The following is a 20,779-nucleotide window of genomic DNA, read 5'->3' on the forward strand; positions in this document are numbered from 1 at the left end:
TGGCCATGACAGAAAAAACTGTTTTTTTTGATCATAACAGCACCACCGCCTTAAAACCGCAGGTGCTGGAAGCAATGTTGCCCTGGTTGAGCCAGTCGACTGGCAACCCGACCAGCCGCCATGTGTATGGCCGCAACGCGCGCGACGCAATGGAATTAGCCAGAAAGCACATTGCTGAATGTGTGGGTGTACAGGCATCACAAGTGATTTTGACCTCTGGCGGCACCGAAGCGAACAACTTTGCCGTCAAAGGGATTAGCGCCAACTTAAGCCCGTCACAACTATTGATGAGTGCAATTGAGCACCCATGTGTGACACGCCCGGCACAGTCTTTAGCCTGGCATGATTGGCAAGTGGCTCAAATTGGCGTTAATGCACACGGGGTGATAAACCTGGCACAAGCCGAGCAAGCACTAAAAGTACGTACCGGATTGGTTTCTGCCATGCTGGCAAACAACGAAACTGGCGCAATACAGCCGGTAGCTGAGTTAGCCAAGCTGGCAAAAGCACATGGCGCGCTATTGCATACCGATGCGGTGCAGGCCTTTGGCAAAATTACCGTCGATATGCGCGCGCTGGGTGTGCAGGCAATGACAATTTCCAGCCATAAAATTGGCGGCCCGATAGGCGTCGGCGCATTAATTGTAGACAAGCGTGTGGATATTGCGCCACTGTTGCATGGTGGTGGTCAGGAACGTGGCTTGCGCAGCGGCACTGAAAATGTGGCAGGCATCATTGGCTTTGCCCAGGCTTGCCAATTGGCCATGCAATCAATGGCTAGCCGTCACACAGCCGTTCAACAGCTGCGTGATCAGCTAGAAAGCGGTTTAAACACACTGGGCGCTGTGGTTTTTGCGCAGCAGGCTGAACGCTTGCCTAATACCAGTTTTTTTGCCATGCCTAACATTGAGGGCGAGACACTGGTCACAGCGTTGGACAAAGCTGGATTCGCTGTCGCCAGCGGCTCCGCCTGCTCCAGCGATAGCACCGAGCCGAGCCATGTGTTGCTGGCGATGGGTATTAGCCCCGACTTAGCGCGTGGCGCCTTGCGCGTGAGCTTGAGCGATAGTAATAGCAGTGAAGAAATCACCGCATTTTTAGCAGCGTTGCAGCAACAAGTGCAACGTCTGAAAGGATTAAGTGCCGTTGCGGCATAAGACTTTAATTGAAAGAGCATGAGACATGTCTGATAGAAAGCCGATTTACCTGGATTACTCTGCGACCACACCGGTAGACCCGCGCGTGGCGCAAAAAATGATTCCTTACCTGACCGAAGACTTTGGCAACCCGGCGTCGCGTAGCCACCCGTATGGCTGGACCGCTGAACACGCGGTAGAAAACGCGCGCGAAGAAGTCGCCAAGCTGGTCAATGCTGACCCTCGCGAAATCGTGTGGACATCCGGCGCGACCGAGTCTAACAACCTGGCGATTAAAGGCGCGGCGCACTTTTATGCCGCCAGCAAAGGCAAGCATATCATCACGGCGGCCACCGAGCACAAAGCCGTGCTAGACACGGTGCGTGAGCTGGAGCGTGAAGGCTACGAAGCCACTTATTTGCAACCAGAGCCTGACGGTCTGATTAATCTCGACAAGTTCAAGGCGGCCATTCGCCCGGACACCGTGCTGGCCTCTATTATGCTGGTCAATAACGAAATCGGCGTGATTCAGGATATTGAAGCCTTAGGCAACGTTTGCCGTGCTAACAATATTATTTTTCACGTGGATGCAGCACAAGCCACCGGCAAAGTGGCGATTGACCTCGAGCAGCTACCGGTAGATTTAATGAGCTTTTCTGCCCATAAAACTTACGGCCCTAAAGGCGTGGGGGCATTATATGTGCGCCGTAAACCACGTATCCGTATCGAAGCGCAAATGCACGGCGGCGGTCACGAGCGCGGCATGCGCTCTGGCACCCTGGCCACACACCAGATTGCAGGCATGGGTGAGGCTTTCCGCATCGCGCATGAAGAAATGGCCAGCGAAAACGAGCGCATCCGCGTACTGCGTGACCGCTTGCTAAACGGCTTACTGCAAATTGAAGAAACCTATGTCAATGGTGACCTCGATCACCGTGTGCCGCACAACCTCAACGTCAGCTTTAACTACGTTGAAGGTGAATCCCTGATCATGGCGATTAAGGATATTGCTGTCTCCTCTGGTTCTGCGTGTACCTCTGCTAGCCTGGAGCCTAGCTATGTGCTGCGCGCACTGGGCCGCTCTGATGAACTGGCACATAGCTCAATTCGTTTCAGCATTGGCCGTTTCACAACAGAGGCCGATGTGGATTACACCATTGACTTATTGAAGAGCAAGATTGGAAAATTACGTGAACTGTCCCCATTATGGGAGATGTTCAAGGATGGCGTAGATTTGTCCAAAGTAGAATGGGCGGAGCATTAAAAATTGATCTTTCATCGCCTGGCGGCGTTGTCGGACTGCTTGTTTAGATAAACTAAACGGCGCAATCCTTCGCCTTGCCAGACAATGAAATCTGCAATTTTTTTGAATTTAAGAAATATTTTTTTAGGATTAAAAAGCGGCACAACCCTGTTGGTCGCGATTTAATTGATAGGAGCAACAATATGGCTTACTCAGATAAAGTATTAGATCACTACGAAAATCCACGTAACGTGGGTTCGCTGGACAAAAGCGACCCTAACGTAGGCACCGGCATGGTTGGCGCGCCTGCATGTGGTGACGTAATGAAATTGCAAATCAAGGTGAACGATGCTGGCGTGATTGAAGATGCCAAATTTAAAACCTATGGCTGCGGCTCTGCCATTGCGTCGAGCTCACTGGTCACGGAGTGGCTAAAAGGCAAAACGCTGGACCAGGCGCAAGAAATCAAGAACTCGGCGATTGCTGAAGAGCTGGCGTTGCCGCCGGTCAAAATCCACTGCTCAGTGTTGGCTGAAGATGCGATTAAATCTGCGATTGCTGACTTAAAGTCTAAACAAGGTCACTAAATATGGCGATTACCCTGACTGAAACAGCTGCTAACCGCGTGGAGAAGTTCTTGGCCAACCGTGGCAAAGGTCTCGGATTACGCCTGGGCGTAAAAACAACCGGCTGTTCAGGCATGGCCTACACGCTGGAATTTGTGGATGAAATGCACGCAGAAGATATGGCGTTTGAAAGCCGTGGCATCAAGGTGATTGTTGACCCGAAAAGCCTGGTTTACATTGACGGCACTGAGCTCGACTTTACCAAAGAAGGGTTGAACGAAGGCTTTAAGTTCAACAACCCTAACGTGAAGGACGAGTGCGGTTGCGGCGAGTCGTTTACCGTTTAACCTTGCCGCCATACACGCAGAGACACAAGCATGTCTCTGCGGCCAATAGACTATGCAAAACTATTTCGCCCTCTTTCAGCTGCCGCAACAATTTGAGCTGGACGTGACCTTGCTGGATGCCCAGTACCGCAAATTGCAAGCTGAAGTGCACCCGGACAAATTTGTGAATGCGTCGCCAGCTGAGCGCATGCAATCCATGCAAATGGCAACCTACGTCAACGAAGCTTACCAAGCGCTCAAGCAGCCTACATCCCGCGCCCGCTATTTGTTGCAACTACAAGGCATTGCCACCGATGAAGAAAATAACACGGCCATGCCGGGTGATTTTTTAATGGCGCAAATGGAGTGGCGTGAGGCCATGGATGACGCCAGGGTTGGCAAAGATATTGCCGCGCTAGATGCATTGTTAAAAGAAATGCGCGCACAAGCGAAAGCCTTGCAGCAGCAGGTGGCTAATGAAATTGTGGCTGCGCCAGTACAAGCAGCGCTGACGGTGCGCAAGTTGCGGTTTATTGATAAAGTAAGTGAAGATGTGAATCAACTGATCGCTCAGTTGGAAGAATAGAGTTTCATGGCCTTATTACAGATTTCCGAACCTGGACATTCCCCCGCGCCGCATCAGCATAAACTGGCGGTCGGCATTGATTTGGGCACTACCAACTCGCTGGTTGCCACCGTGCGTAGCGGCATGAGCACTGTGTTGCATGACGAGCACGGCCACGCCCTGCTGCCTTCTGTGGTGCGTTATTTGCAAGAGGCCGTCATTGTCGGCCACGAAGCACAGGCCGCGCAAAGCTTAGACCCGGTGAATACCATCGTCTCGGTCAAACGTTTTATGGGCCGCGCCTTGCACGACATTACCGATAGAGCGCATATCCCCTATCATTTTGTCGAGAATGACAGTTCGCAAGGCATCCTCGAAATTAACACGCGGGCTGGCTTAAAAAGCCCGGTCGAGATTTCTGCCGACATTTTAAAAACATTGAAAACACGTGCCGAAAAAGCGCTCGGTGGCGAACTCACTGGTGCCGTCATTACCGTGCCCGCTTACTTTGATGATGCCCAGCGCCAGGCAACCAAAGATGCTGCGCGGCTGGCAGGCTTGCATGTGTTGCGCCTGCTCAATGAGCCAACCGCAGCAGCCGTGGCCTATGGCCTGGATAACGCAGCCGAAGGCGTATATGTCATCTACGATCTGGGCGGCGGCACCTTTGATATTTCTATTTTGCGCCTGAGCAAAGGCGTGTTTGAGGTATTGGCCACCAATGGTGACTCAGCATTGGGTGGCGATGACTTTGACCACCGTATTTTTTGCTGGGTGCTTGATCAGGTGCGCAGCAAAACCGCTGACTTTAAGCCGCTTAGCGAAGAAGATACGCGCTTACTGCTGACCAAAGCACGCCAGGCCAAAGAGTGGCTGACAGACAACCATGAAGCGAATATCGTCTGCAAGCTAAGTAGCGGTGCCCTGGTAGATGAAACCCTGTCGGTGGCACAGTTTGTGACGCTGACCGAACATCTGGTGATTAAAACCTTAAGCCCGACACGTAAAGCCATGCGTGATGCTGGGTTAACCATCAATGAGATTAAAGGCGTGGTGCTGGTTGGCGGCGCCACGCGTATGCCGCATATCCGCCATGCCGTACAAGCCTTTTTTGAGCAAGAGCCACTCACCAACCTCGACCCGGACAAAGTCGTGGCCCTGGGCGCTGCCATACAAGCCAATGTGCTGGCAGGCAACCGCAGTGATGATGAGTTACTGTTACTCGACATCACGCCGCTGTCGCTGGGCCTGGAAACCATGGGTGGATTAGTTGAAAAAGTGATTCCGCGTAACTCAACGTTGCCGATTGCGCGCGCGCAAGACTTTACTACTTATAAAGACGGCCAAACAGCGATGGCGATTCATGTTGTGCAAGGCGAGCGCGAGCTGGTCAGTGACAATCGGTCGCTGGCGCGGTTTGAGCTGCGCGGTATCCCACCGATGGCGGCGGGTGCTGCACGTATTCGTGTCACCTTTCAAGTCGATGCCGACGGCCTGTTGTCTGTGAGTGCGCGCGAGCAAACCAATGGCGTTGAGGCGAATATCACGGTGAAACCGTCTTACGGCTTGAACGAAGACCAGATCACCCACATGTTAAAAGACTCATTTGGCGCAGCCGAGAGCGATAAAGCCGCGCGCATGCTGCGTGAAGCCGTCGTTGATGCGCAACGCCTGATTGAAGCGATTGAAGCCGCCCTCACTGAAGATGGTAACACACTGCTGAGTGCCGACGAACGTCAACAGATACACAGCCATATCGACGCCCTGCTGGCTTTATGCCAAGGCACAGATAGCCATGCGGTTAAACAAGCGAGTGAGGCACTCAACCATGCCACAGAGGCCTTTGCCGCCAAACGCATGGATGCCTCGGTACAAAAGGCCCTCGCGGGCAAAAACCTGGATTCACTGGAACTCTAACATGCCAAAAATTACTGTACTGCCCCATGCCGACATCTGCCCACAAGGGGCGGTGATTGAGGCCGAACCAGGCACCTCGATTTGTGATGCTTTGTTAAAACACGATATTGATATTGATAATGCCTGCGGCGGTGTCTGTGCCTGTACCACTTGTCATGTGGTGATACGTGAGGGCTTTAAAAGCCTGAATGAAATTGAAGAAGATGAAGATGACATGCTGGATCGCGCCTGGGGCCTGACACCGCAGTCACGCCTGTCTTGCCAGGCGATTATGCAACAAACAGATGTGACGGTAGAGATTCCTAAATACAGTATTAACCTGGCTAAAGAAGGCCATCATTAATTGCCTTCAAGTTAAATAAAAAGCCGATGCATGCATCGGCTTTTTTGTGTCAGTAGCTAAACACTTAGCCAATAAAAGTCTCTTCCAGAAAATCTACTTTACCATTTGAAATATCGTAGACCGCGCCGACAATACCGATCTGCTTGGTTTGCAACATATCATCAATAATGTCACTGCAGCGAATAATGGTATCAATCTGATATTTCACGTTTAATGCGCAAATTTTCTCTACAAAATCACTGTTTTTAGAATTGCGCTGTGCCGGATCAGTAATGGTTTTTTCATGACGGATAGATGGCTTGATCAGGTTGATAATCTCGCCAATATGGCCATCTTTAAAGTCATCACACGCAGCTTTCACCGCGCCACAAGAAGTGTGGCCCATGACCACAATCAGTTTACTGCCTAAATACTTGCTGCCAAATTCCAGGCTGCCGATGGCTTTGTCTGAAGCAATATTACCAGCCAGGCGCACGCTGAATACATCACCCAGTGCCTGATCAAATAACAACTCGACTGGCGCACGTGAATCACTGCAGCTTAAAAATGAAGAAAACGGGTGTTGCTTGTCTTTGGTGATCTGAATCAGTGACTTAAAGTCTTTGTCCTGCTCGCGATCATTAGTGAAACGGTGATTACCTTCAATCAAAATATCCAGTGCTTCACGCGCAGTCATTTTGTCGCGGTCCAGTAATGGGTGCTTGTACATATATGTATCCTCTACTCAATGATTGTTTTGCATGGCTTATGAGCCATGCTTTTTTGGTTAATGTCCGAGCATATGCTGCGGCGGTTTGAAATCAATGGTTTCTACATCAATATTTTTCAGTTTGGCATGCTGCTGATAGCCGTGAATAAATTCGACGACATCATAAGCGATTGCTTTGCTGTTGGAGCAATCAATCACCACCTTGCTATTGGGTGGAATCGCCTCTAATACCTCAAGAATACTGGCCTTGTTAAAAAACGAGACCTCTTCCGCCAGCACCAACTCATACACTTCTTTGCCGTCTCTGGTAGAGCGGGTTTGCTTGATGTAGTGGGAGTTGCGGTAGCTATGGTGTAAGGTAAAAAATACCGCAACAACCAGCCCCAAGCCGATGCCTGTTAGTAAATCGGTAAACACAATGGCGATGATGGTCACCATAAACGGAATAAACTGCTCCCAGCCCAATTGATACATCTGCTTGAACAAATTAGGTTTTGCCAGCTTGTAACCCACCATAATCAGAATAGTGGCCAGGCTCGCCAAAGGAATCAGATTGAGGAAACTGGCGATGGTAATGGCGCTCAGCAGTAACCAGAAACCATGCAAAATGGCAGACAATTTAGTTTGCGCCCCAAACGTGACGTTGGCACTGCTGCGCACAATCACTTGAGTAATGGGCAAGCCACCAATCAAGCCAGACACAATATTACCCAGCCCTTGTGCCTTGAGTTCTTTATTGGTTGGCGTCACGCGTTTTAGCACATCGAGTTTATCGGTGGCTTCCACACATAGCAGTGTTTCCAGACTCGCTACAATCGCCATCACCAGCGCGGTTTTAATCACCAGTGGCTGCGTAATCTGGCTAAAATCAGGATGCGTAAAGAAGCTGGCAAACTCGCCCAGGCTGCTTGCCACAGGCAAGCGCACGATTTGATCTTCACCCAGTGAAAAATTCAACCAACCGCGCATAAAGGCGACATTGAATAAAATACCGACTAACACCACCACAATCGGCCCTTGCAGCAGCTGGAACAACCTGTGTTTTTTGGTCAGCACGGTATCCCATAGAATCAGAATCACAAATGACACCGCTGCGATCAATACCGCCCCTGGCGTTAATAAATTCCACGCCTGCAAAATATCACTGAAAGTATCGTGCCCGGCAAATGCATCGAATGATTCATCGCCCTCGTAGTCGGCATCGTAACCAAAGGCATGCGGGATCTGTTTCAGGATAATCAGCAAGCCGATGCCTGTGAGCATGCCGGTGATGACCGAAGAAGGTACAAAATAGGCAATAAAGCCTGCCTTAAACTGCCCGAGCAAAAACTGGAACACGCCAGCCAGTACCACCGCCGCCAGAAAAACCTCGTAAGAACCCAGGTTGCCAATGGCGGCCATGACAATCACTGCCAAACCAGCTGCCGGGCCACTCACGCCCAGTTGCGAGCCGCTAGCCAAACCAACGACGATGCCGCCGATAATCCCGGCAATCACGCCCGAAAATAAAGGCGCGCCAGACGCCAGCGCAATGCCCAAACAAAGTGGCAGTGCCACAAAAAACACGACAATAGAGGCCGGTAAGTCTCGATTGATATGCTTAAACAAGTCTAGCGAGCTAGACCCCTGCACAGAGGTTGACATGGTGTATATCCTTCACAAACAACATTATTGTTATATTATTAATTTTTGTTATTGACGCTATGACACACAAAACCCCGCAATGATGCGGGGTTATTGTTCAGAGCAGTGGTCAGCCTGTGGTTATTCAGCGGCTGTTCCTGCATTAAAAGGGCGTCTACCGATAAAGTTCAAACGCATTTGTTGATGCTTGTCGAAGCCTTTTTCCGGTTTGTCGGTCACAATGCCTGCGCCCACCCATTGTTCATCCGGATTTTGTTTAGCTACCGGCGTTTTGGCATAAGGACGCTTACCTAAAAAGTTGTGCTCATGCATCTGTTTAACCGTTGCCGCGTCCTGATCAATAGACTCGTCTGCCTGCGCATTAGCCATTAAACCAAATGTCACCAAGAGTGCCAATAATAATTTACTCATTTTTCGCTCCTACATAATTTGTTTATATATACACCTTTTGGGCAGGTGTAAAGTCATTATGTGCCAACAACCTTACGCAACACTGACTAGTAAGCGCGCTTGCCCAATGACTGCATTTTCAACAGTTGTTGATGATTGCTTTGGTCTACTCTCAGCGTCGCACCAACCCAGGCTTGCTCTGCATCTGCTTTTGCAACCACAGGCTGCTGAAATGCGCGCTTACCTAAAAACTGCACATGGTGTGTGTTATGAACGGTGTCGCCAGTATTGGTTTCAGCCGCTTGTGTTGGCAAAGCCAGGCTCAAACCGAGGATCATTGCTGCTACTGTGGTTAATGTACGCATGGTATTTCTCCTTTAAATCGTCATTCAGACAAGTTGTTCTGTTGGTGTGAATCTGATTGCATTCACGATGGATTGCATTTTGCCCGTGTATTGTCATCAATAAATCTACCGATATAGGTAGTTCGGTATATACTAAACGGCATATGCCGAACGACAGCCCCCCAGCCACAGAAAGCGCTTTTGCCTTACGCAGTGCGCTCAAGCAAACACAAGTGCAAATCGCACATGACAGGTTATTTGAACGCCTCGGGCAAAAATTGTTCAGTCACGGCTGGTCACAAGAGTTGATGCAATGGCTGCTGGATGAAGTCTGCATGCAATTTGGCGCCCCCCACGGGCTGATTAGCCAGCAACATGCTGGCGCATTAAAAATACTCGCGCAGCGCGGCAAAACCTTCCCGATTGGCGCCCGCGTACCCATGCTGGGCGCACTGGCACAATGGCTTAAAGAACCTATCCACTTTGAGGTGCATAAACAATTTGTGCCCAGCCTGTGGACGCTGCAAACCAGCACCGACCCCACAGCCCTCCATTGTTACCACCTGCCCATTGCTTGTCAGCAGCGCGCCGTTGGTTTGCTGGCGCTGATCACCGGTAACCCGTTAAGCGCGGGCAATTTGCAAGTGTTGCATAGCCTGTGCGGCTTGCTGGGGTTCGCCTTACAAGGCCAGGCTCAGGCCAATCACGTGATTGATGACAGTTATCTGCAAAAACTCACGCCACGTGAGCGTGAAGTATTTGCTTTGTTGCCTTCTGGCCCCAGTAACGCAGCACTGGCGCAAAAGCTGGGCATTTCACCCGGCACGGTTAAAATCCATATTGAGCGCATTTTAAGCAAACTGGACTTAAACGACCGCACACAAGCCGCGGTGAAGGCCGTTGAAGCCGGGTTTAAAAGTGACGGGCTATGAGACAAAACATGTTTAAGCCCATGGCACAGATCACCGGCCGCCTGAATCACTTGTGGCAGGACTTATCGCTGACCACCAAAGGCATTGTCCTCAATGCCTTGCCACTCACCGTATTGCTCGCTTCATTGGCGCTGATTTTTGAGAGTGAGCAACAAGCTGCCCTGCTGGAAAGACGCGTGCAAAATGCCCTGCAAATCCAGCAAGACATTCAAACCCTGCAAACCTTGTTGCTGGAAGCCTCAACCGGCGTGCGTGACTTTTTGCTCACTGGCAACCGCCAGTTTCTGGCAGGCTATGAAAGTGCCAGACAAAGTATGCCGCATTTGCTCAGCTCGCTGGAACACAACCTGGATGACCGCTCGCAACAGCACTTGTTACAAGTGATTCATCCGCTGGTAGAAAAAAACCTGGATGACCTGGCGATACTGGCCAGCCATAGCGAGGACGAGGCGGATGAAGCGCTGATTGGCAAATTCAGTTCGCAGGGGAAAGCCTTAAATCAATTACGCGCGCACCTTAACCGCATGAGCCTGCGCGAATCAGCCATCGTCAACCAGGACAAAAAAGAGGTCATTTACGAACGAAAACGCAATTTGCGTATCACGCTGATGGCAGTGATTGCTGGGGTGGTCGGCTCACTGATTGGCGTTTGGTTATTCACACAAACAATAGTCGCCCGCGTTAAAACCATTCGCGATAGCGCCATCCATTTGGTTAAAGGAGAGCCGCTGGCCCTGCCTAGCATCAGCCGTGACGAGTTAGGTGAGCTCACCAGCGAGCTTGAGCACGCCTCACAATTATTGACCCAAAGCGCGCAAGAGGCTCACTTAGCCAGGGTAGATGCTGAAGAAGCCAGCGCCGCCAAGAGTAATTTTTTATCACGCACCAGCCACGAGCTGCGCACTCCACTCAACGCGATTTTAGGCTTTGCGCAAATTCTCGAAAACGATTTGCCTGAGGGGCGGCAAAAAGACAGTGCGACCCTGATTCATAACGCCGGCCAACACCTGCTCAAGTTAATTAACGAAGTACTGGATATTTCGCGTATTGAAAGTGGTGACATCAGCATGGCGATGGAGGTCATTGCGCTGAACAACTTGCTCGAAGAGGCTTACCACTACTTAAAACCGCTGGAAAAAGTACGCGACATCACCATAGAAAAGCATTTTGAGCCCGGGTTAAACGTGCGGGCTGACCGCCAGCGCTTGCTGCAAGTGATTTTAAACTTGCTGGCCAATGCGCTCAAATACGGGCCGGAAAACACCAGTGTCACCGTCAGCGCTTACCGCCAGCATGGCCAGATCCGGGTCGATGTACAAGACCAGGGCCAAGGCATCCCGGCTGCATTACGCTCCCGTTTATTTACTCCGTTTGACCGGCTGGGTGCTGAACGCACCGTGACCGAAGGCACCGGTTTGGGCCTGGTGCTCAGCAAGCAACTGATGGACGCCATGGGCGGCCAGATTGGCGTGGCCGAAGACCAAAGCCTGTTCTGGATCAGCCTGCCTGAATCTGAACAGGCAGCGCAACATCCAGCGCAACACACAGACACAGGCACTGAGATAAAAATACAGGCCGCGGCAACCGCCAGCCAGTCGGTTAAACGCCATATTTTGTATGTGGAGGATAACCACAGCAATCAAGCCCTGATTGAAGCCATCATGAGCAAACATCGCCACCTAAAACTGCACCTGGCGGCCAGCTTGCAGGAAAGTATGGTCTGGTTACGTGACATGCAGCCAGACTTGCTGTTACTGGACCTCAACCTGCCAGACGGCTCGGGTGAATCATTAATTCAGCATATCCAATCCAGCCGCAGCGATTTACAAGCGACGCCTATCGTGATTTTAAGTGCAGATGCCTTGCCAGAAACCATGCAGCGCCTTAATGCGCTCGGCATCACGCATTACTTCACCAAGCCGCTCAACGTGGCTGCCTTTAACCAGTTACTGTTAAAACTCCTGCCCGAGACTCCATGAATATTGAACAATTACGCGCCTCTAAAATTTTAATTATCGACGATGCCGAAGCCAATTTGCGGCTGCTCGAAGAGTTATTGACCAAAGAAGGCTTTGAGCAGGTGATTAGTACCACGGACTCGACCAAAACCATGGACCTGGTCAATGCTTTTCAGCCCGACCTCATTTTGCTGGATTTAATGATGCCGGTGCTGGATGGTTTTGCCGTGCTCGACCAACTCTCGCACCATGTCGGCCCACATGACTTTTTGCCCGTATTAGTGCTTACCGCAGACGCCACGATTGCCACCCGGCGCAAAGCACTGGCCCTGGGCGCCAAAGACTTTTTAACCAAGCCGTTTGACCATATGGAGGCCATGCTCAGGGTGTGGAACCTGCTCGAAACACGCTGGTTATTCAATCAACTGAAAACACACCAACCCAACTTGCACCTGCCCAGCATGCACGAAAATTAGGCCCAGCATGAGCATTAAGCGTGAATTAAGCCACGCCTTGTATCGTGAACGCTCAATACAAAAAGGAGAGCACGATGCCTAAAGCCTTAAACACCGCCGCCAATCTGTTTATCATCGCCCTGTTTTGCGGGCTGATGGTCAACCAGCCCGCACTGGCTGACGATGACGAAGATGACGTACAAAAGATGTCTGAAAAGGCCAAAGCCTTTGGTCTGATTTCACATGAAGATGCTCGAGCCAAAGCGCTGGTAGCCAAACCAGGTGTGGTGAAAGAGGTCGAGCTAGAGCGCAGAAAATTTCGTGCAGGCTGGGACTACGAAGTGGAAATCGTTGACAGTAACGGTGCCGAATGGGAAGTGTATATTGATGCCAAAACCGGTAAAGTGAATAGCATCAACCGCGACTGGTTTTAACCATTAAACGCTGGTGCCTGCCATGGTGGGTACCAGCGTTATGTTGACATGCAAACCACCCAAGCGCTTAGAATGCGTGAGCGTAATCTGGCCGTGGTAGTGCTGCACAATATCCTGCACGATGGCCAGCCCCAAACCACTACCTGGCTTGGATTCGTCCATACGCATGCCGCGCTGCAACAGCGCTTCCAAGGCCGGGGCGTGACTGCCGGGGCCGTCGTCTTCGACAATAATATGTATCGTCTCTTGCACAGACACATGTAACTGCACTTGGCCGTGGCACCATTTAAACGCGTTATCCAGCACATTACCCAGCAGCTCAAGCATGTCTTCACGGTCTATAATCACGCGTGCCTGCCCATCGTGCTGCCAGGCAAAGGCAATTGTTTTTTCACTGTAAATTTTTTGCAAAACAGCGACCAGTTTAGGCAACTCCAGCGCCAGATCGGTCTGCTGGCTGGTATACACATCGCCCATCAGCCGCGCGCGTTTTAATTCACGCTCCACATCCTGGTAAATCTCCTCACTACAGCGTTGCACCATACGCCGTAACTCGGCATGCTCTGCGGTTGAGTCACTGCCAGACAATAACTGCAATTGGGCCAGACGCGTTTTAAGCCCATGCGCCAGGTTGCCGATGGCCAGACGCGAACGCCGGGTTTTCTGGCTGGCACTTTTAAGGATGCGGTTAAACTCGTTAATCAGCGGCATCACCTCTGCCGGACCGTGCGCATTGATCTGCTGCAACTCGCCACTGGCCACGCGTGCCAGACTTTCTTTGATTTGCTGCAACGGGGTAAGCGTATTCACCACAATCCAGCGTTGCAACGCCAGCAAAGCCAGCAATCCCAACAGTGAGAATACGCCATACAGCCAATGAAACAGGTGCAGGCTTTGCTGCAGCTCGACCAGGCTCTCTGCGATGTAGATGGTGATCATGCGCTGCTGTTTACGGTAACCATGTCCCAGCAACAGCAAAGGTTGCGATTCGGGCCCTGTCACATGCGTTACGCGCTCTTCACCCACCTTGAGTGCGTTCACCGGCAAAGTCACGTCCCACCACGAGCGAGACTGCACGTGAGCGGCGCCATCTAACAGCACAATAAAATAACGGCCCGAAAACGGGCGCTGATAAGCAGTCGCCATCACACGCGGCTCAAGCACTAGCTGGCCGCGCGCATTCACCGACGCACCTGCCAGCAAGCCCTCGGCCTCTTGTTGCATGCGCGCCGTCATTTGCGACTGGATTAAATGGTCAATGGTAAACGTTACCACCGCCCATTGCAGCGTCAGCAACCCCACCAGGCTCAGCGTTAATCCCAGTGATAATTGCCTGCGTAACGATTTCATGCCACCACGCCTGCAAACACATAGCCCTGGCCACGCTTGGTCTGAATTCTCTCAGCACCTATTTTGTGACGCAGGCGATTGATATACACCTCAATCACATTGCTGTCTTTATCGGCATCATAGGCATACACATGCTCTGTCAGCTCGGTTTTAGAAAAAATGCGCCCGGGATGCAACATTAAATAACGCAACAACCTAAACTCGGTGCCAGTCAACGCATGCGCGGTTTCACCTTGCCAAATTGTCTGTGTTTGCTCGTCCAGCTTTAAATCCGCTACCACCAGTGCGCCCGCCACCACGCCAACGGTGCGTTTATGCACGGCACCAATGCGGGCCAACAACTCCTCAAGCTGAAATGGCTTGGTCACATAATCATCGGCACCCAGGTTAAATGCTTCAACTTTCTCTTGCCAGCTGCTGCGCGCGGTTAATACAATCACCGGCATACGGCAAGATTGCGCGCGCCACTCGGCCAACACTTCCAGGCCTGGCTTGCCCGGCAAGCCTAAATCCAAAATCGCCAGATCATAAGGCTCAAGCACCCCTTGTATACTGGCCTCAATGCCTTCTTGCAGCCAGTCACATGCGTAACCTGCGCCATTAAGTGCCTGCTGCGTCTGTGCACCTAGCAAAGCATCATCTTCTACCAGCAACAAACGCATTTAGTCGTCTTGCTCCATTTTGAGCAACTGCCCGCTCTTGGCATCCAGTTTAAGCTCCCATACCTGGCTCTTTGCATCCAATATCTCCACCTCATACACATAGCGCCCATGCTTTTTCTCAAGCTCGACCTCCAGAATTTCACCGGGTTGATAGCTTTTGGCTTTTTGCGAGATTTTTTCCAGGCTGAGAATATCGCCTTTAGCTGACAAACGGCTGGCATTGGTTGGGCTTTCACCTGAGTCTGCGCGCGGCAAACAAAACAGTGCGCCCAGCATAAGCACTAGCGCAAGCCATACAAATCGGGCCCGATCTTGCTTGCAAACCATGCCGATCACGCTCCTACAAACAGATGTCATAGCCAAAGTTTAACAGTATTCATCTTAAACCAAGCTTAAATGCCCCCTGCTATCGCGCATGGCCACACAGATTAATTGATCAGAGATACTTTAAAAAACGCACAACCGCTACAATATTAGCTTGAGCCTTTAACACCGAACATTCACTGATATGCTTTTTTTATCTCACACCTCCACAGCCAGATTGCCGACCCAGTTTGGCGTGTTTGATATCCATGTATTTACGGATAACCGCAATGGCGTGGAACACATTGCATTAGCCTGCGGCGAGTTACAGCGCGCCTCTGAACCATTGGTCAGAGTGCACTCAGAATGTTTGACCGGCGACGTGTTCGGCTCTACGCGTTGCGATTGCGGTGAACAACTACATCACGCCCAACGCCTGATTCAACAAACTGGCCAGGGGCTGATTTTATACCTCAAAAACCATGAAGGGCGCGGCATCGGCCTCACCAATAAAATGCGCGCTTACGCCCTGCAAGATCAAGGCATGGATACGGTAGAAGCTAACGTCGCGCTCGGTTTGCCGGTGGATGCACGCACTTATGAAGCCGCCGCTGATATGTTGGACTACTTCGACATCAACAGCATCCGTTTGCTCTCCAACAATCAGGAAAAACGCACAGCCCTGCAATCTTTAGGCATTAGCATTCACCAGCAAGTGCCCCTGCTCACCACACCCACAGCAGAAAACTTAAAGTACCTGCAAACTAAATCCAGCAAGCTCGGGCACCTGATTCCAGACCTGGACTAACAAGTCATCAGCGTCATAAATACTGGTTATAAGCCACCAAGTAAATGTTATAACCCAGCCGTCATGGCAGGGCTATACTCCTTGTTTGTCACCATCAAACAACAAGGAGAGACACGCGATGCAGCAAGAGACGATATCCATCCATGGCGGCTATAGCCCCGACCCTACCACCAAGGCCGTGGCAGTGCCCGTGTATCAAACGACCTCCTACGCTTTCGATAACACCCAGCACGGTGCGGATCTGTTTGACCTCAAGGTACAGGGTAATATTTATACCCGCATCATGAATCCCACTACCGCTGTGCTAGAAGAGCGTCTGGCGCAACTTGAAGGTGGCATAGGCGCATTGGCGCTGGCCTCGGGCATGGCAGCCATTACCTATGCCATTCAAACCATTGCCGAAGCAGGCGACAATATTGTCTCGGTCTCTACCCTCTATGGCGGTACTTATAATTTATTTGCCCACACCTTACCCAAGCAAGGCATAGAAGTCAGGTTTTTTGATTATCGCGACCCAGCTTCACTAGAAAAGCTTATCGACAGTCGCACCAAACTGGTGTTTGCCGAAACCATAGGCAACCCCTTAGGCAATGTAGTCGACCTGTCTGCCATTAGCGCCGTCGCACACAAACATGGCGTACCAGTGATTGTCGACAACACTGTCGCCACCCCTATTCTCACCAAACCATTCGAGCATGGGGTGGATATCGTGGTGCACTCTCTCACCAAATACATAGGTGGTCACGGTAACTCGATAGGCGGCATCATTGTCGATAGCGGCAAATTTCCATGGGGTGAGCATGCGGCCAGGTTTCCTAGCCTGAATACACCAGACCCCAGTTACCACGGCGTGAATTACGTAGAAGCGCTGGGCCCTGCAGCCTACATCGCGCGTGCGCGCGTAGTGCCCCTGCGTAACACTGGCGCCGCCATCAGTCCGTTCAACAGCTTTTTAATCTTGCAAGGCCTGGAAACACTGGCGCTGCGCATTGAACGGCATAGCAGCAATGCCTTAGCCGTGGCCAATTACTTGCAGCAACACCCCAAAGTTAAATGGGTTAAATATGCCGGGCTGGCAGATCACCCTGATCATGCCCTGGTGAAAAAATACCTGAAGGGGCAGGCCTCAGGCATCTTGTCTTTTGGCGTGCAAGATGGGCTGCAAGGCGGCACACGCTTTATTGATGCACTGCAACTATTCACGCGTCTGGTGAATATTGGTGATGCCAAAAGCCTCGCCTGCCATCCGGCGACCACCACACATCGCCAACTTAGCGCCGAAGAACTCGCACGCGCTGGTGTGAGTGAAGACATGGTCAGGCTGTCGGTAGGCATTGAACATATTGATGACCTGATTGCTGATCTGGAGCAGGCGCTAGAGAAGGTTTAAAACACGTTCTGAGTGGGTATCTAAGATATCCACTTAGTGCGTTTTTCACAAAGAATGATGCTTTAACCAGTCTTTCAAAGCGTTGTTCATACGTGTTTGCCAACCGTCACCGGTCTGTTTAAACGCTAATAACACTTCTTTATCAAACCTGATGGTCGTAGACACTTTGCTGCTTCCAGCAGGTCTACCACGCCTGACAAGTTGCTCGCCGTTAAACACATCGGCCTGCTTAAAGAAATCAGCTGACAACTCTGGCGCATCCTCATACTCATTGGCTTGCATCACATGTGCTGCCACTTGTTGCAAATCACTGTGGATGGATGGCTTCTTCATAAATCTTACGTTCCCTTTCATTGCATTTACGCATCGAAATAACCCTGCGTTTGCGATCACGTGGCGTCCACACCATCAGCACCATCTGTTGATTTAGCCAACCTACGTTGAGAAATCTCGGCTCGCTATACACCTGCCGAACATCTTGCAGTGTGTAATGTTCTCCAGCAAAAATGATGACAGCATCACGAAAATCCAACCCGCGATCACTCAATGTCCGGGCCCGCTTTTGCTCATCGAATTCGATTTGCATACAATTATTGTAGTAACATTTATTTGTGATGACAAGTGAAATTAAACGTAGAGTTAAACGACACCAAACAAAAATAATAACTTAAACTTACAAAAATGAGCCATTTAAAAAACTACTCACTGAAAAACGACAATGACGTGTGAAAGCGTTAAAAGTAGCTCGCTTTTAACGCTATGATTAGCGCTATATTTTGTATTGAATTAAATGCTATTAACCTAGCTTAGAGAGGAATACATGAAAGGTAGCTGCCTTTGTGGAGGCGTGGCATATGAGGTGTCACAGCTTGATACACCCATCAGCCATTGTTCATGCAAAACATGCAGAAAAGCGCATTCCGCAGCCTTTAATACAGGTGCGGGTGTGAAACACACACATTTTCGCTGGATACGTGGTCAAGAACTATTAAAGTCATTTGAGTCATCAAAAGGAAAGCTGCGTTTCTTTTGCTCTTATTGTGGTACGCACTTAATAGCTCAACGTGCAGCGCAAGAGCATCTCGTACTGCGCGTTGCGACATTAGATGAATCCCCCCGGCAAACACCGGCGTTTCATATTTTCAAATCGCACAAAGTGTCATGGCTTAAATACGATGAAGATATCCCCGCTTACCCAGAATGGCAACCAGGCCGTGTGTGATGCACCTCATCCACTACTCAATGATTAGACTAATTTTAGAAATGATTAACGTTAGGAATTAACAATGAAATCAATCACACTACTCACCGCCAGCTTATTTTTTTCCTTTAGCGGCGCCACGTACGCAGCCGAACCCTATATTGGCCAGTTTCTTTACCAATATGAGGGCGCTGGCGTATATCGGGTGACAGTAAAAGATGCGAAATCAATGACATGGCTGTGCATAGATGGGCCAGAAAAAGGGGCGAACGGCGTAGAAACCCCTGATCGCTTTAAGGTGGCCAACAAGGTTTATTTTGCCAGCTGGGTAGAAAAAACAGGGATTAATGTGACCCAGGTGGTGAATTTAAACACTATGAAAGTTTACTCAACGATTCTTGATGGCAAAGAGCGCTATGTGGTTTCGGGCAACATCGTACGCGAAAAATAAGCGCCCTACGCGCTCATCATCACCTGGTTTCTGCCGGCATTCTTTGCCTGATACAGCGCTTTGTCTGCCTCTGCGATCACTGACTCGTAGTCAATTTTGCCTTTAGCAAGTGCGCCGCCAATACTCACAGTGAGTGCGATGCTGTCGCCACTTGGTGCCTGTATGCGTGTTTGTGCGACTTTGCTGCGAATCTCTTCTGCCACCTGGGCGGCAATGGCTGCATCGGCCTCGACCAGAATTAATAGCATTTCTTCGCCACCATACCTGAACACAAAGTCAGATGGTCGAACCGACTCAGTCATTAACGTGGCTACCTTCTGCAAGGCCATGTCGCCAGCGGCATGACCATGGCTGTCATTTACGGCTTTAAAATGGTCCAGGTCGAGAATCAGGATAGCAAAGCCAATGGCGCCAGCGCGTTTTTGCAAGGCGATTTCACGTGAGAGCACGGTATGGATGAAGCGCCGGTTGAGCAACCGGGTCAAGCTATCACGCGCGTTATCCATCTCGATGTGTGAGTCAAAAATTTCATTGATGACGAATTTAATTTTGAGCAGATCCTGCTGAATCAGCTGAAACTGGTTGCCAATCGCTGCGCGGTCATCGTAATGCGTAATTTCGAGCTTGGGCAATATATGCTGGTCAATCTTGGCAATACAGTCGGCAATGTTTTGTAATTTGGGCGTGCGCTCAAACATCAGGCTGGCTTTGTGCAAAAACCACATGCCAAATTCAGACTTGGCCAATCTTGGCAGGCCAATGTCAGACGGGCTATAAAACCAGGCCAGAATATTCCTCTCCCACTCGGTGAGAAACGCACGCTGCCGCTCCCTTTCCATGGCGATATTGCTGCCGATCACCGCCAGCCGATACGACTCGTCAAGCCGGGTTTGGTCAGAAATAGACTGCATATAGCCATGATTACGAATTTCGTATGAAAGACCAATCAGGTGGTTAACATACATTACCGATTGCAGCTTTGCCTCATCGGCCCATGGTTGCGTCAGGATATGCCGCAAAATACAGGCGTTAATCATGCGCAGGCTTTTAGAGACAGAGTGCGCCGGGTAACCTACCCGAGACAATTTCATGCCCAGCGCATGCTGCGCTTGGACAAAGTGGTTTACATCTGAAAATTGCATGCTAAACAGCTGGCAGACCCACTCTTCAAACACAGCAGTCCATTTAGTGCGCATGTCATCCGTATTTAGCACCTTGCTCAATACCGGATCCGTACTCAAATACTGTCGGTAAGCGGTGAGCAGCTCATGCATATTGCCGCGGATCAAGCCATAGACTTGCTCAATCACCGTTGATGGTGTGCTCGCCATGATGGCTTTCCACTCGTCGGTGACCAGCATTTCAGCATAGCCGGCATCATTACCAGAGTCAGGGGTGTGTTCGTCGTACGTCATCGCCAATACCATTGTTTATTCATACGCACCTCCATCGCTCACATTTTGTTATCAAGTATCATGGAGTGCCAAGACATGATAACGTTTTTATGTTTATGATATTAAATATTGACTTAACTTAATAACTGATAAACAGACATCCTACATCCGTGGCGATATATGTGCGATAAATATATGAGGTGACTGTTTGAGCAGAGGTTGAGGAGCTGACCACTGTTGAGCAACCGTGGCACACTG

Annotated in this window: 25 protein-coding genes; 15 read left to right on the forward strand and 10 right to left on the reverse strand. The window is 50.4% G+C overall.

Going from position 1 to position 20,779, the window contains the following annotated elements; genetic code table 11:
• The first annotated feature begins 5 nt into the window (after positions 1-5).
• From METH5_RS0100150 to fdx, 7 genes are all read left to right on the forward strand, one after another.
• Complete coding sequence (locus METH5_RS0100150; RefSeq protein ID WP_029146579.1) at positions 6-1,157, forward strand: cysteine desulfurase family protein; 1,152 nt, start codon at positions 6-8, stop codon at positions 1,155-1,157.
• 25 nt (positions 1,158-1,182) lie between these two features.
• A complete protein-coding gene (locus tag METH5_RS0100155; RefSeq protein ID WP_029146580.1) occupies positions 1,183-2,400 on the forward strand; it encodes an IscS subfamily cysteine desulfurase in 1,218 nt (405 codons plus the stop codon).
• A 182-nt stretch (positions 2,401-2,582) separates the two neighbouring features.
• On the forward strand, positions 2,583-2,966 hold the full coding sequence (iscU, locus tag METH5_RS0100160) for a Fe-S cluster assembly scaffold IscU (RefSeq protein ID WP_029146581.1): 384 nt from the start codon (positions 2,583-2,585) through the stop codon (positions 2,964-2,966).
• Between the two features lie 2 nt (positions 2,967-2,968).
• On the forward strand, positions 2,969-3,292 hold the full coding sequence (gene iscA, locus METH5_RS0100165) for an iron-sulfur cluster assembly protein IscA (RefSeq protein ID WP_029146582.1): 324 nt from the start codon (positions 2,969-2,971) through the stop codon (positions 3,290-3,292).
• A gap of 52 nt (positions 3,293-3,344) precedes the next feature.
• Positions 3,345-3,857 (forward strand): Fe-S protein assembly co-chaperone HscB, encoded by a 513-nt coding sequence (gene hscB / locus METH5_RS0100170; protein ID WP_029146583.1) that lies wholly within the window; start codon positions 3,345-3,347, stop codon positions 3,855-3,857.
• Between the two features lie 6 nt (positions 3,858-3,863).
• Entirely contained in the window at positions 3,864-5,753 is a 1,890-nt protein-coding gene (hscA, locus tag METH5_RS0100175; RefSeq protein WP_029146584.1) for a Fe-S protein assembly chaperone HscA, read from the forward strand.
• 1 nt (position 5,754) lies between these two features.
• Positions 5,755-6,096, forward strand: coding sequence for an ISC system 2Fe-2S type ferredoxin (gene fdx, locus METH5_RS0100180; RefSeq protein ID WP_029146585.1), 342 nt, complete (start codon positions 5,755-5,757; stop codon positions 6,094-6,096).
• A 64-nt stretch (positions 6,097-6,160) separates the two neighbouring features.
• Here fdx and METH5_RS0100185 read toward each other — a convergent pair whose 3' ends face one another.
• The 4 genes from METH5_RS0100185 to METH5_RS0100200 all read right to left on the reverse strand — a co-directional run bounded on the left by METH5_RS0100185 (position 6,161) and on the right by METH5_RS0100200 (position 9,204).
• On the reverse strand, positions 6,161-6,805 hold the full coding sequence (locus METH5_RS0100185) for a carbonic anhydrase (protein ID WP_029146586.1): 645 nt from the start codon (positions 6,803-6,805) through the stop codon (positions 6,161-6,163).
• 57 nt (positions 6,806-6,862) lie between these two features.
• Positions 6,863-8,449, reverse strand: a complete 1,587-nt coding sequence (locus METH5_RS0100190; protein WP_029146587.1) for a SulP family inorganic anion transporter — start codon at positions 8,447-8,449, stop codon at positions 6,863-6,865.
• A gap of 120 nt (positions 8,450-8,569) precedes the next feature.
• Positions 8,570-8,860, reverse strand: coding sequence for a hypothetical protein (locus METH5_RS0100195; protein WP_029146588.1), 291 nt, complete (start codon positions 8,858-8,860; stop codon positions 8,570-8,572).
• A gap of 86 nt (positions 8,861-8,946) precedes the next feature.
• Positions 8,947-9,204: a hypothetical protein gene (locus METH5_RS0100200; protein ID WP_029146589.1), complete on the reverse strand. Its 258-nt coding sequence runs from the start codon at positions 9,202-9,204 to the stop codon at positions 8,947-8,949.
• A gap of 143 nt (positions 9,205-9,347) precedes the next feature.
• Here METH5_RS0100200 and METH5_RS0100205 point away from each other — a divergent pair, with 143 nt between their 5' ends.
• The 4 genes from METH5_RS0100205 to METH5_RS0100220 all read left to right on the forward strand — a co-directional run bounded on the left by METH5_RS0100205 (position 9,348) and on the right by METH5_RS0100220 (position 12,962).
• The gene (locus tag METH5_RS0100205) at positions 9,348-10,115 is read left to right on the forward strand and encodes a LuxR C-terminal-related transcriptional regulator (protein WP_029146590.1); all 768 of its coding nucleotides are present in this window, start codon (positions 9,348-9,350) and stop codon (positions 10,113-10,115) included.
• 8 nt (positions 10,116-10,123) lie between these two features.
• Complete coding sequence (locus METH5_RS0100210; RefSeq protein WP_232410875.1) at positions 10,124-12,094, forward strand: ATP-binding protein; 1,971 nt, start codon at positions 10,124-10,126, stop codon at positions 12,092-12,094.
• Positions 12,091-12,549 carry a response regulator gene (locus tag METH5_RS0100215; RefSeq protein ID WP_019882648.1) on the forward strand — a complete coding sequence of 153 codons (459 nt, stop codon included), beginning with the start codon at positions 12,091-12,093 and terminating at the stop codon, positions 12,547-12,549. Before METH5_RS0100210 ends, METH5_RS0100215 begins: the two co-directional genes overlap by 4 nt.
• A 74-nt stretch (positions 12,550-12,623) precedes the next feature.
• A complete protein-coding gene (locus METH5_RS0100220; protein WP_029146592.1) occupies positions 12,624-12,962 on the forward strand; it encodes a PepSY domain-containing protein in 339 nt (112 codons plus the stop codon).
• Positions 12,963-12,965: 3 nt separating this feature from the next.
• Here METH5_RS0100220 and METH5_RS0100225 read toward each other — a convergent pair whose 3' ends face one another.
• From METH5_RS0100225 to METH5_RS0100235, 3 genes are read right to left on the reverse strand one after another with little or no spacing between them, the layout of a single operon-like run.
• Positions 12,966-14,312: a sensor histidine kinase gene (locus METH5_RS0100225; RefSeq protein WP_029146593.1), complete on the reverse strand. Its 1,347-nt coding sequence runs from the start codon at positions 14,310-14,312 to the stop codon at positions 12,966-12,968.
• A complete protein-coding gene (locus METH5_RS0100230; RefSeq protein ID WP_029146594.1) occupies positions 14,309-14,974 on the reverse strand; it encodes a response regulator transcription factor in 666 nt (221 codons plus the stop codon). The genes METH5_RS0100225 and METH5_RS0100230 overlap by 4 nt, the downstream gene beginning before the upstream one ends.
• On the reverse strand, positions 14,975-15,250 hold the full coding sequence (locus METH5_RS0100235; protein ID WP_232410876.1) for a PepSY domain-containing protein: 276 nt from the start codon (positions 15,248-15,250) through the stop codon (positions 14,975-14,977).
• 232 nt (positions 15,251-15,482) lie between these two features.
• On the opposite strand from METH5_RS0100235, the gene ribA reads away from it, so the two are divergent.
• Together ribA and METH5_RS0100245 are read left to right on the forward strand one after the other, a co-directional pair.
• On the forward strand, positions 15,483-16,085 hold the full coding sequence (gene ribA, locus METH5_RS0100240; protein ID WP_029146596.1) for a GTP cyclohydrolase II: 603 nt from the start codon (positions 15,483-15,485) through the stop codon (positions 16,083-16,085).
• Between the two features lie 118 nt (positions 16,086-16,203).
• A complete protein-coding gene (locus METH5_RS0100245) occupies positions 16,204-17,475 on the forward strand; it encodes an O-acetylhomoserine aminocarboxypropyltransferase/cysteine synthase family protein (RefSeq protein ID WP_029146597.1) in 1,272 nt (423 codons plus the stop codon).
• 45 nt (positions 17,476-17,520) lie between these two features.
• On the opposite strand, the gene METH5_RS0100250 is transcribed toward METH5_RS0100245, so the two are convergent.
• Both METH5_RS0100250 and METH5_RS0100255 read right to left on the reverse strand, forming a co-directional pair.
• A complete protein-coding gene (locus tag METH5_RS0100250; protein ID WP_232410877.1) occupies positions 17,521-17,808 on the reverse strand; it encodes a BrnA antitoxin family protein in 288 nt (95 codons plus the stop codon).
• On the reverse strand, positions 17,783-18,061 hold the full coding sequence (locus METH5_RS0100255; protein WP_029146599.1) for a BrnT family toxin: 279 nt from the start codon (positions 18,059-18,061) through the stop codon (positions 17,783-17,785). The genes METH5_RS0100250 and METH5_RS0100255 overlap by 26 nt, the downstream gene beginning before the upstream one ends.
• 234 nt (positions 18,062-18,295) lie before the next feature.
• On the opposite strand from METH5_RS0100255, the gene METH5_RS15995 reads away from it, so the two are divergent.
• Both METH5_RS15995 and METH5_RS0100260 read left to right on the forward strand, forming a co-directional pair.
• The gene (locus tag METH5_RS15995; protein WP_081726674.1) at positions 18,296-18,697 is read left to right on the forward strand and encodes a GFA family protein; all 402 of its coding nucleotides are present in this window, start codon (positions 18,296-18,298) and stop codon (positions 18,695-18,697) included.
• A 64-nt stretch (positions 18,698-18,761) separates the two neighbouring features.
• Positions 18,762-19,127: a MoaF C-terminal domain-containing protein gene (locus tag METH5_RS0100260; protein ID WP_029146600.1), complete on the forward strand. Its 366-nt coding sequence runs from the start codon at positions 18,762-18,764 to the stop codon at positions 19,125-19,127.
• Between the two features lie 5 nt (positions 19,128-19,132).
• On the opposite strand, the gene METH5_RS0100265 is transcribed toward METH5_RS0100260, so the two are convergent.
• Positions 19,133-20,542, reverse strand: a complete 1,410-nt coding sequence (locus tag METH5_RS0100265; protein WP_232410878.1) for a GGDEF domain-containing protein — start codon at positions 20,540-20,542, stop codon at positions 19,133-19,135.
• Positions 20,543-20,779 lie beyond the last annotated feature (237 nt).

Origin of the sequence: Methylophilus sp. 5 (genome assembly GCF_000515275.1) — a bacterium.
GTDB lineage: Bacteria > Pseudomonadota > Gammaproteobacteria > Burkholderiales > Methylophilaceae > Methylophilus.